The 12,260-nt window shown below is 37.7% G+C and carries 9 protein-coding genes and 1 CRISPR repeat array; all 9 genes read right to left on the bottom strand.

The window, feature by feature from the left end:
- Window positions 1-255: a hypothetical protein gene (locus tag NF418_RS07445; protein WP_256779063.1), complete on the bottom strand. Its 255-nt coding sequence runs from the start codon at window positions 253-255 to the stop codon at window positions 1-3.
- Between the two features lie 94 nt (window positions 256-349).
- Entirely contained in the window at window positions 350-754 is a 405-nt protein-coding gene (gene arsC / locus NF418_RS07440; RefSeq protein WP_256779062.1) for an arsenate reductase (glutaredoxin), read from the bottom strand.
- A gap of 11 nt (window positions 755-765) precedes the next feature.
- Window positions 766-1,122, bottom strand: coding sequence for an arsenate reductase family protein (locus NF418_RS07435; protein WP_256779061.1), 357 nt, complete (start codon window positions 1,120-1,122; stop codon window positions 766-768).
- Complete coding sequence (locus NF418_RS07430; protein WP_256779060.1) at window positions 1,122-2,333, bottom strand: phosphopentomutase; 1,212 nt, start codon at window positions 2,331-2,333, stop codon at window positions 1,122-1,124. Before NF418_RS07430 ends, NF418_RS07435 begins: the two co-directional genes overlap by 1 nt.
- A 130-nt stretch (window positions 2,334-2,463) precedes the next feature.
- A complete protein-coding gene (gene rpiA, locus NF418_RS07425) occupies window positions 2,464-3,138 on the bottom strand; it encodes a ribose-5-phosphate isomerase RpiA (RefSeq protein WP_256779059.1) in 675 nt (224 codons plus the stop codon).
- A 431-nt stretch (window positions 3,139-3,569) separates the two neighbouring features.
- Window positions 3,570-5,921: direct repeats of the CRISPR family, unit length 36 nt; unit sequence GTTTTGGAACCATTCGAAACAACACAGCTCTAAAAC.
- A gap of 89 nt (window positions 5,922-6,010) precedes the next feature.
- A complete protein-coding gene (csn2, locus tag NF418_RS07420) occupies window positions 6,011-6,673 on the bottom strand; it encodes a type II-A CRISPR-associated protein Csn2 (protein WP_256779058.1) in 663 nt (220 codons plus the stop codon).
- A gap of 1 nt (window position 6,674) precedes the next feature.
- Complete coding sequence (gene cas2 / locus NF418_RS07415; RefSeq protein ID WP_256779057.1) at window positions 6,675-7,007, bottom strand: CRISPR-associated endonuclease Cas2; 333 nt, start codon at window positions 7,005-7,007, stop codon at window positions 6,675-6,677.
- Window positions 7,004-7,870: a type II CRISPR-associated endonuclease Cas1 gene (gene cas1 / locus NF418_RS07410; protein ID WP_256779056.1), complete on the bottom strand. Its 867-nt coding sequence runs from the start codon at window positions 7,868-7,870 to the stop codon at window positions 7,004-7,006. Before cas1 ends, cas2 begins: the two co-directional genes overlap by 4 nt.
- Window positions 7,870-11,904, bottom strand: coding sequence for a type II CRISPR RNA-guided endonuclease Cas9 (gene cas9 / locus NF418_RS07405; RefSeq protein WP_256779055.1), 4,035 nt, complete (start codon window positions 11,902-11,904; stop codon window positions 7,870-7,872). The genes cas1 and cas9 overlap by 1 nt, the downstream gene beginning before the upstream one ends.
- Window positions 11,905-12,260: the final 356 nt, after the last annotated feature.

Here is a 12,260-nt window from a genome sequence, read left to right as displayed (position 1 = left end):
TTAATAAAAGTCTTTACAATCTTTATTATAATATTTTTCTAATGCAAGATGTCTTGTTTGTTCAATATCGGTAATCATTTGATTTTGACAATCTGTGCCCATATCATATAAACGAATTAGATCACTTTCAAAATAGTCTGAGTATTCTTTTAATCTTATAAATAATCGTTCACATTCATATAGACTACTGTATCCACTCTCGTAAGAAACAGCTACTAAACTAAATTCTTCTTTATAAGATATGATAAATTCCATATTATTGCCTCAAAAAATAGCAATTAGTTTCTTCCAGTCGTATTATACATATTCTCTTTATTGCTACCGAGCAGACAACTGTAAGCCGTCACTCTTAGCGAGGAGAGACAACTTCTCCTTCTTCCTTGATAAAATCTGCTGTCATTGGCGGGAGTAAATCCAGCACAATTTCCGACGGACGGCACAATTTCACCCCTTTGGAACTCACAACAATCGGTCGATTGATGAGGATTGGTTCTGTAACCATTGCAGATAAAATATCATCCTCGTCTGCCTTGTCCCAATCAATTCCCATATTTTCATAAGGGGGCACATTGGTCCGAAGTAGATCTTTTGCTGTTAATCCCATTTCCGCCAGCAACTCTACCAATTTTTCCTTGGTAGGAGGTGTCTCTAAGTAAAGAATTACTTCAGGCTCAATCCCAATATGGCGAATGAGGGCAAGAGTGTTGCGAGAAGTGCCACATTCTGGATTGTGGTAAATGGTTACTTTGTCCATAGCTACCTTTCTTATAAATAAGCTGACCAGTCGTATTCTGGCATTTTTTCTTTAATGATTTCAAGTGGACGACAGAGGAAGGCTGTCTGCTCTCGCTCAATAATGGGGCGATTAAGAGTAGTAGGTTCTTCCAATAAACGCTGGAAAAGTTCTTCTTCTGACAAGCCTGCTCGTTCCTCTTCTGTCAACCGAATGACTGCTGAAGGTTGACTGCCCATTTTTTTCAAAAGAGCTGTCAATTCTGCCTCTGTCAAAGGATTTTCTAAATAATTGACCCACTTGATGTCCAAGTTCTGACTAGGTAATAAGACTTGTAATTTCTTACATTTGCTACAGTCGGGATTGATATAGACCGTCAGTTGTTCCATTAGACTAGGGCTCCTAAGAAGCTTTCGCCAATCATAGCTTTTTCAACACCGAAGTTTTCAGCAATAGTCGCTGAGATATCCGCAAAATGTCCGACTGGCAAAACGCCGCTACCTGTGAAGGATTTGCTATAAGCCAAGAGTGGAATGTATTCACGTGTATGGTCTGTACCTGCGTAGGATGGATCATTTCCATGGTCAGCCGTAATCAAGAGCAGGTCATCTTCACGTAAATTTTCAATCAACTCTGGAATACGGGCATCGAATTCCTGCAAGCAATCGCGGTAGCCTTCGATGTCACGACGGTGACCATAAACAGCATCAAAGTCAACCAAATTGGTAAATGAGAAACCTTTCTCAAAGTCAGCCAACTGCATGGTGTCAAGAAGGACATCTACACCGTGCATGTTTGACTTGGTGTGGCCCATGTCGTTAGTAATACCTGATGCGTTGAAAATATCGCTGATTTTGCCGACAGAGTAGGTAGGAACTCCTGCATCCGCAAGCTTGTTGAGAACAGTTGCTTCAAACGGTGACACCGCATAGTCATGACGGTTGGCAGTCCGAGAGAAATTACCCGGCTCACCAACGTATGGACGAGCGATGATACGACCAAGAAGAGCTGGGCGTTCAAGCGTAATCGAACGAGCGTACTCACAGATACGGTACAATTCGTCCAAGGGAATAATGTCTTCGTGGGCTGCAATCTGAAGGACTGGGTCTGCGGAAGTGTACACAATCAACTCCCCAGTTTCCATTTGGCGAGGGCCAAAGTCATCAATGACAGCTGTACCTGAATACGGCTTATTCGCCTCGCGGATGATTTTACGGCCTGAGAATTCTTCGATTTTTGTCAAAATCTCCTCTGGGAAGCCGTCCCAGAACGTATCGAATGGCTCAGTGATATTGAGGCCCATGATTTCCCAGTGGCCTGTCATAGTATCTTTTCCGAGCGATACTTCTTCTAACTTGGTCACGTAACCAGTCGGATTTTCCACAGCAGGAACCGTAGCAAGAGCTGTGTCACGAGGGATGTTCCCAAGACCGATTTTTGCCATGTTTGGTACAGCAAGACCTGCTTTTTCAGAGATGTGACCGAGGGTGTCAGACTCCGTGTCCGCAATCCCAGCGTTGAAAAATTTATCTGCATCTGGTGCTGCACCAATTCCGACAGAATCCATAACCACCAGGTGAATACGATTAAATGTAGACATAAGAACTCCTTTTTCTAAGAACGTGTATCGACAAGCAAAGCACTGAACTATCAATACAATTCTTTTGTTCGTCTTTTCATTATACCACAAAAACGCTTCCCATTACAGAATAATGAGAAGCGTTTTCAACTTATTGTTTTTCCAATATTTTTGGTCCTTGTGGCGTCCCGACAATGACCTTGGAAATCAAGCCAATAAAGAGCCCATGCTCGACGACGCCCACTGTTTTATCCAACTCGTCTGCTAAGGCCTCCGTATCCTCAATGCGTTGCAGGTCAAGATCGATAATGAAATTCTTCATATCGGTCACGTGCTTCTGGCCGTCTTTCATCCGAAAACTTGGTCTGTAGCCTTTGGCCTCAAAGAATCGATAGAGATTTTCCGCACCGTACTGCACGACTTCCACTGGTAATTTGAAAGCACCTAGGGTATCTACCACCTTGGACTCATCCACAATCCAGATGCAGTCCTTACTATTGACTGCAACCACCTTCTCCATGAGCAGTGCAGCACCGCCACCCTTAATACCATTGAAGGCACCATCCACCTCGTCAGCCCCATCTACCGTCAGGTCTACATAATCAACTTCGTCAATGTTTTTTAGGGGAATCCCAAGGGACGCAGCATGTTCTGCCGTAGCATGAGAGGTCGTTACGCCTGTGATTTGTAACCCTTCTTCTGCAACCCGGCGGCCAATCTCCTGTACGAAATAGTAGGCAGTCGAGCCAGTCCCCAGTCCAACAATCATGCCGTCCGTCGCAAACTCCGCCGCCTTAATCCCAACCTGCTCTTTTAGGTTTGTCATGTCTGTCTCCTTTGAAGTAAAACGATTACATATAGTATATCATGGAAAACTTTGAATGGACAAGAGGGAGTTAGAAATCTTGGAGGAAAATTGAATGTTTTTAATCGTCATTTGAACTTTGAAAGTTTACGATAGAGAATTACTTGTCTGTTCACTAATTTTCATCCTTCAAAAATGAATTTTGAATCAAATTCATCTATACTTTTTACTTTCAATTTTTTTGGTAATTATTTTGATGATTAAAGTTAAAATATTCACTACTACTGTTATAACCAGAAGTATTAAAATAATCGATTTTGCATCCATCTACAATCCCCCTTTATTTTTTTGATATTTAAATATTTTTGCCACATTGCTTTTAAGAATTAAAAGAACTATTTAGAGCAATACAACTCTAAAACTTAATCACACCAGCAGTTAAAATCCCTGCTATTTTGAAACCATTCGAAACAACACAACTCTAAAACGCTTGTATGATAACACGTTAAAAAAGTCCGTTTTGGAACCATTCGAAACAACACAGCTCTAAAACCGCCCTTGATTTGACTGGCACTAAGGTCAAGTTTTGGAACCATTCGAAACAACACAGCTCTAAAACCAAATAATTCGTCTAAATTATCATAACCAAGGTTTTGGAACCATTCGAAACAACACAGCTCTAAAACTGACCACACCTTTATGGTAGAACCGATATAGTTTTGGAACCATTCGAAACAACACAGCTCTAAAACATGCATGGGATGTGAAAAAACAGTTTACCTCGTTTTGGAACCATTCGAAACAACACAGCTCTAAAACATTGGCTTTTCTTCCGTCGAAAAATATTCTGTTTTGGAACCATTCGAAACAACACAGCTCTAAAACGATTGTTCACCGCATACCGATTTTGAATTAAGTTTTGGAACCATTCGAAACAACACAGCTCTAAAACAAGACCCAAGTCAGCACGCTTGCTGGGTCCGTTTTGGAACCATTCGAAACAACACAGCTCTAAAACGCATTGTGCCTCGAGAAGAATTAGTGTTCTGTTTTGGAACCATTCGAAACAACACAGCTCTAAAACGTTTGCTAACTAAGAATCAATTGAAAGCATGTTTTGGAACCATTCGAAACAACACAGCTCTAAAACACCTATAAGTTCTATGGTATCGATTAACGGGTTTTGGAACCATTCGAAACAACACAGCTCTAAAACCGTCATGTGCTTATTGTCGCAATTTTTAAAGTTTTGGAACCATTCGAAACAACACAGCTCTAAAACATAGAAATAGCACTACACTTCATCTAATTTGTTTTGGAACCATTCGAAACAACACAGCTCTAAAACATTCCCTGCCAGTAACCAGCCACCAAAGATGTTTTGGAACCATTCGAAACAACACAGCTCTAAAACCATACCGACAGAATACTCTCCATTATACATGTTTTGGAACCATTCGAAACAACACAGCTCTAAAACCTGCTGACGAGAAATATCGTCAAGAGAAAGAGTTTTGGAACCATTCGAAACAACACAGCTCTAAAACCGTGATTAGCGTATAATTTGTGGTAGTAATGTTTTGGAACCATTCGAAACAACACAGCTCTAAAACATTACCGATGGTTGGATATGTCCTAGATATAGTTTTGGAACCATTCGAAACAACACAGCTCTAAAACTTAGGTAGTACACACTTATACAAAGGTACTGTTTTGGAACCATTCGAAACAACACAGCTCTAAAACTTAAAGAAATTCTGTTTGTACCGGATAGCTGTTTTGGAACCATTCGAAACAACACAGCTCTAAAACAATCAAGTAAAAGTTCCCAAAGTCTTTTAAGTTTTGGAACCATTCGAAACAACACAGCTCTAAAACTGTCAATCTATCACATCCTAACTCAACTACGTTTTGGAACCATTCGAAACAACACAGCTCTAAAACTTTAGTCAACCATTGGTTTTCTGTAAGAGTGTTTTGGAACCATTCGAAACAACACAGCTCTAAAACCTCGCACAGCCAATTATGGACATGGTCCTCGTTTTGGAACCATTCGAAACAACACAGCTCTAAAACAGCTCTGGGAGCAGTCCGAGCGGCAGCAAAGTTTTGGAACCATTCGAAACAACACAGCTCTAAAACTTTTCTTTTATTTCATTAGGAGGTATGTAATGTTTTGGAACCATTCGAAACAACACAGCTCTAAAACTGGACAACTCCACGTAACCTATATTCTACTGTTTTGGAACCATTCGAAACAACACAGCTCTAAAACAACGATCACCACATTTGTTCAAAAGATTTTGTTTTGGAACCATTCGAAACAACACAGCTCTAAAACCGTGAGGCCGTGTTAAATAACAAGGTCTTCGTTTTGGAACCATTCGAAACAACACAGCTCTAAAACAGTACGTGAGTCGACCTACTACTTTGGTCAGTTTTGGAACCATTCGAAACAACACAGCTCTAAAACACCGCATCTAAGCAGTGGTTGTAGCTATCGAGTTTTGGAACCATTCGAAACAACACAGCTCTAAAACAAACGTACCGATGTTTCGTGTCATATCCTCGTTTTGGAACCATTCGAAACAACACAGCTCTAAAACAATCTAATTCTTGCACAGACACATCAAGCAGTTTTGGAACCATTCGAAACAACACAGCTCTAAAACGTTCTTCGCCTGTCAAAAGTGTATTAGCCAGTTTTGGAACCATTCGAAACAACACAGCTCTAAAACGGACTTGTCCAAATCCCATTCATACTGCCCGTTTTGGAACCATTCGAAACAACACAGCTCTAAAACCTCGTAGAAAATTTTTTCTTTCGAAATTTCGTAATCGCACTGCTCATCTCAGCCAGATTTCAGTTTCAAATAAGTTCCTATTTACTAGATTATACCACTTCTTCAACTAATAAGAAATAGTCTTCATCTAAAATATACTGAGTTTGATTTATTACTCTTCTAGGTTCCAAAAATAGAACCCTTAGCTGCGACAAATTGATAAATTCCACTATTTTATCAATTTCAGCACCGGTAAAATAGGATAGACTGTTAACAAAAATCAGTAATTTCTTTTTGGTCAGGTAACGAAATATTTGCAGTATTTCAAAACATTTTTCAAATATCGTATCACTTTGTGTCTCTATTTTGACTCCTAAGGCTTTGATAAGCTCTAAAATTGTGATTTCATCGTATTCTAAATCTAACTCACTCTCTAAACACTCGTAACTGATTAATTCTGTAATAGAATTAGCCAATTTTTCGATAATTGATTTAACTTCCGGCTGATCATTTAATTGAGCTTCTAAATCAGCATGTATCAACTTTAAGATTGGTGCAGAATTGATATCATAGCCCAATATATCCGTCACAATCATCAATTCTGACTCCTTTACGGATTTAAAATCAGTATCAAAGAACTTTACATCAGATTCTTCAGAGTATTGATACAAGTCCTTAACGAGTTTTGCAAAGACTTGAGTATCTTCCACAGTCAGAATGACCGATCCATTCAACGATATTGCTTCATCCAACAAAGAAAAATTTAATTTCATATCAAAACTCCTCTCCCAGAATGACAATACGGGAATCTGTATTTCCGATGCTCATATTTGCTTCCCCGTGAAGATAAATCATTCTTGCAAATTGCTTTTCAGTAACTGTCAATAAGGTGATATTCCCCTTTCGAGGATTACTCTCTTTTAACCGAGCTACCATTGCTGTATTAGCCGAATTATTCAATAACAACTTGCTATATACAGAAAATTGGTGCATGATAAAACCTTCTGAAAGTAGGAATTTACGAAATTTACGGTAGGCCTTTCTCTCCTCTGCAGTATCGGTAGGCATATCAAACATTAAAATCATTCGCATATATCTGTAACTCATATTGTAAACTCAGGAATTCCATTCCCTTTATTATTCAGGGATTTTATGACTTTTTTAGTATAATCACTAACAATATTGGTCAAGTACATTTCCTTGCCATTGTATTCAAATGTATCTGAGAAGATGGTAAACAGTTCTTTCTTCACTTTGACAAAAGGTTCTTTACGATTTTCGTAAACAATCCTATCAATGATTGGACGAAAAGGTTCCATAATGTCACTCGCGAAATTGAATTGATTAAACTGATTGGCATGCTTTAGCCCAAACTGAGTCATGCACCCAGAGACAACTACTTCACGCGCAAACATACTCAAAAGCAAGGTATAGCCATAGTCCAATCCAGCATTTATATCATTATCTAACTCACGTGAAAAATCATTTCCAAATAGGGTATTAAAATAAATGCGAGCTGCATGACCTTCTCTATTACTCGGATCAAATAATGCTAATCCATGATAGAGATTCATTACGGAACTTGATTTTTCAAAAAAGCCACAGGCACTCAAATAGATGCTTTGGTTACGAATTTTTTGAGCAATGATTGTTGTCCACACAATTGCTTTGACTTCTTCATCCCAACTTATCTGCTTTGAGAGTTGCAAGCTAGAATCATGTCGAGCATAATACGGCATCAAATGTGCAATTGGCAATCGTTTTTGGTCACAGAATATGACAACGATGTTCTCGTCCATTAAACGCTGTATTAACATTGTCGACAGGGTAATATCAGTCGTTTCAAGCAATAAGACGTCTATCTCGGACAGGTGAATCATCTCTGTCCGAGTAGCATCTTTAAAAATCAAATGATTATTTTTGTAGGACAACTTGGAATGTGTGTTCACAACAACTGTCCGCCAGCCCATTATTCGCCTCCTAGTTTACTTAAATCAATCCGTGTTTCATAGAGACCAGTTACAGATTGGTGGATGAGAGTTGCATTAAGACACTCTGTTACCGTCTGATATCTGAGGTTTGCTTGTTTTATTTCAATCCCGAAACATTTGAATCCTCCTGGTGCTCCAAATGCTGTGAATTTTAGCAAATTAATAAACGATTCGGCATACTGCGTGATATCCAGCTGATTATTCTCTATCGCCTTTTTAATCATTTCGATAACCTTAGGCTTGAGAATATAGCGTTCAGCTGCTGTCAATAGCGTATTAAGAATAACCTCAAATTCTGCTTTATGTTCTTCCACATAGCGTAGGTGTTCTGGTTGTTCTAGATTCTTTACACGTTGGGCATGATAAAGTAGATTTATCTGCTCTTGAGCCAAAACAAGTTGATTTCCCTTTTGTAGTTCAATCGCACTAGCTAATAATCGTCGGCGCCCCTCTTCCAACTCAAACAAGCTATACTTAGAAAGCTTGATAATATTTTTCTCTTGAATATTTTGATAACCTTTGGATTCTAAAAATACTATTGGATTTTTTTCAAACGCAGAGCGTTCCATTATAGTAATTCCAACCAACTCTTTTACTGTTTTTAACTTCTGAGCCTTCCCTTTTGCGACATCAGCAATAACCAGAACAGAGTAAGCAACGGTTGGACTATCAAAGCCACCATACTTTTTAGGATTCCAATTATTTTTCCTACGAATTAATTTGTCTGAATCTCCTTTTGGCAAAATACTTTCTTTAGAAAAACCACCCGTTTGAATTTCCGTTTTCTTAACAATATTGACCTGTGGATAGCTCAATACTTTTTTAATAATTGGAAGATGATAGTCTGGATTCCAGATGACCTCGCCATCTTCGTTTCCGTGCTTATTACCATCTTTCAAGAAGTTCAAGATATTAGAATAGAACAGTACTTTTTGCGTCGCAGTCATCCGCTCTTTATAGCTGTTGTACTTTGGATAATCTCCAAACACAAACTCTGCTTCTAATTGTGGGTATTTTGCGAGTAGAGCCTTTCCGACTACCGCATTCAAATAAGCATCATGAGCATGATGATAATCATTTAGCTCTCGAATTTTATACAATTCAAACTCTTTTCTAAATTGTGAAACCAAGTTTGATTTTAAGGTGATGATTTTTACATCTCGAATTGGTTTGTTATTAGTATTACGCTTCTGATTAAAACGCTCGTCTAATATACGAGCAACATGTTTTGTGATTTGACGTGTCTCAACCAATTGTCGTTTGATAAAACCTGCCTTATCTTCCTGCGATAGCCCTCCACGCTCAGACTTTGTTAAATTATCAAATTTTCGTTTTGAAATCAGCTGTGCATCACGCAACTTCTTCCAAAATGGTTTCATTTTTTGAACAATTTCCTGACTAGGCACACTATCTGATTTTCCTCTATTACTCTTAGAACTTGTCAACACACGATTATCAAGAGAATCATCTTTTATAAAACTTTGCGGAATAATGTGATCAATATCGTAATGTGACAACTGATCAATATTTAGAGTCTCACCTGTGTACATATCTTTACCATTTTGAAGATAGTATAAGTAAAGACGGTCATTCTGCAATTGACTATTATCAACTGGAAACTCTTTCAGAATATCGCTGCTTAACTCTCGAATCGAATTTGTCAAACCTGTCAATCGTTGTTGAGAATTTTTGCGACCTTTTTTGGTCGTTTGGTTTTCGCGAGCCATTTCAATGATAATGGATTCTGGATCATATCCCATAATAGAAACTAGCTCCTCAACTACTTTTAGACTTTGTAAAATCCCCTTTTTGATTGCAGGACTTCCTGGAATATCTGCGACAATAGCCTTAAAGTCTTCCTTCTCACCAATAACTTGCGCCTCAGAAATAATGGTTTTAAAATCTAAGCTATCATCGTGAATCAATTGCATAAAATTGCGATTGATATGACCATCGTCCATTAAATAATCTAATATTGTCTTATTTGTCGCTTTATGGCGAATGCCATTGAGCAGTTTAGCAGATAAACGCCCCCAGCCAGTATAGTGTCTTCTCTCCAGTTTTTTCAACTGTTCTTTGGTAAGGACTTCGCTGTATTTACTCAACCGTTTCCGAATCATTTCACGGTCTTCAAAAAGTGTCAAGGTTAATATTAATTCTTCCAGAAGATGTTCATTCGCTACATCATCCAAGAAATCCTTATCAAGAATTTTCTTCAAATCATGATAGGTTCCCAAAGAAGAATTAAACTCTCGTTTTTCAGAATCTAGTCCCGTAATATCAACAATACGAAACTCTTCAAACTCTTTGTCCAAGAAATTCAATAAGTCCTTTTTCTTTACTTTTCGACTGTTCTTAAAGACTTGTTCAAAAATCTCACGTTTCAAATGACAATCAAAGAATTCTTCCTTACCTTGCTCGGTAATATATTTTACTTTGGTCAGCTCGTTGAATACTGCAAATTTTTCATACAAGAAACTATGTTTTGGTAGAACCTTTTCATCTGGTAAGTACAAATCTACATTTGTCATTCTCTCAATGAATTTCCTCGCAGATTCTTCCTTATCAATAATTTCTTCAAAATTCCAAGGAGTTATTTTTTCATTTGACTTTCTGACAGCCCATGCAAAACGACTATTTCCTCTTGCTAATGGACCGACATAATATGGTATTCTAAAGGTTAGCAACGCTTCGATTTTATTCTGTTCTTCTTTCAAAAATGGATAATGCTCCCCTTGTCGACGGACAATAGCTCTCAACTCTTGTAAATGAATTTGATGAGGGATTGCACCATTATCAAACGTTCGTTGCTTTCTTAAGAAATCTTCTCGCTCAATTTTGTCGATAAAGTATTGTGAATTTTCAATTTTCGACAGAATATTTTTAGTATATTTGTAAAACTCATCTTGTTTAACCCCTCTCTCAATATAACCTGCATAACCATTTTTAGTGCTGTCATTAAACATCTCCTTGTATAATTCATAATTATAATTCTGGATGTGTTTTTTCAACGCTTTTAGATCTCTCTGATGTTCCTCATAACGTTGAACCATAGAAGCAGAGAGTGGCGCTTTTGTCACAGTATCTTGAGTAGTAATAATCCCTGCAAGTAAAATAGCATCGTACAACCGCTGAGCCGCATGGAACAAATCGAGATATTCATCTCCTACTTTTCCAAGCAAATCAGCTAAGTCTTCTTCATAGGTATCTTTAGATAGGTGTAATACTGCTTTTTCCTCCAATGAGAAAACTTTTTTGAAATCTGCCTGGTTCCCTACAATCAGCTTCATAAACTCAGCAAAATTTCCATTTGATTTTTCTGTTGGAAATAGCTGCATCACTCGATCCTTTTTGGCTGACTTACTTAACTTATCAACCAAAACGGGCTCTACTTTTGCATGAACAGATACTAAGTCACTGCCCTCAAATATACTATCGTATACTTGAACAAACTCATCAAACAATTGCTGGATACCTACTGCCTTGCTTTCTAAGCCGCCCTCAATTAAAAAATGTCCTCTATATTTAATGATATGGGCCAACGCCATATAAACCAGTCGTAAATCTACTTGTTCTTTTGAATCTGCTATGTGTTTTCTCAAGTGATAGATAGTCGGAAATTGTTGATGATAAGCTACTTCTTCAGATAATGTCCCAAAAATTGGATGTTGTTCAAATTGCTTATCCTCTTCATCAAGAAATGATTCTTTTAGTCGATGAAAGAAATTTGGATCAATTTGTTCCATTTGAACCGCAAAAATCTCTTGTAAGTAACGCAGACGATTGTTCCTTCTAATGTAACGGCGACGAGTAGTGCGCTTCATCCTTGTAGCAGCAGCTGGCTCTCCACTATCAAATAATAAAGCTCCCAATAAATTTTTTTTGATGTACTTCTTATCTGTATTTCCAGAAACCTTTATCTTTTTAGAGGGAACTTTATAGTCATCTGTCACGACACTCCAACCTACGGAATTGGTTCCAATATCTAATCCGATTGAATAAGTTTTCTTCATAAGTATATTACCTCCTATTAATTGACTTAATATAATTCATATTACATATTTTATTATTTCGTTGTAAAGTAATAAGCACAAAATTAGCTAATTTCTATTATAATCTGCTATAATGAACAACGAATTATATTGTTTTATAGTTTTTGTTGATTTTGAACTTGATTTTTTCCAAACAATGATATATAATGACCTTGTTGGAACTATTCGAAACAACACAGCAAGTTAAAATGGCTCTTTGTCAACTGTAGTGGGTAGATGAAAAGCTAACACCTAGAGAGGACGAAGTTCGTTCTCTCTTTCTTTATGTTCAAAGCAATCAAAATACGTTTTTTAAAATTTTCAAAGTTCCTGAAACC

The organism is Streptococcus suis (genome assembly GCF_024509555.1).
GTDB lineage: Bacteria > Bacillota > Bacilli > Lactobacillales > Streptococcaceae > Streptococcus > Streptococcus suis_AD.
This window is presented reverse-complemented; position numbering and strand designations above follow the sequence as displayed.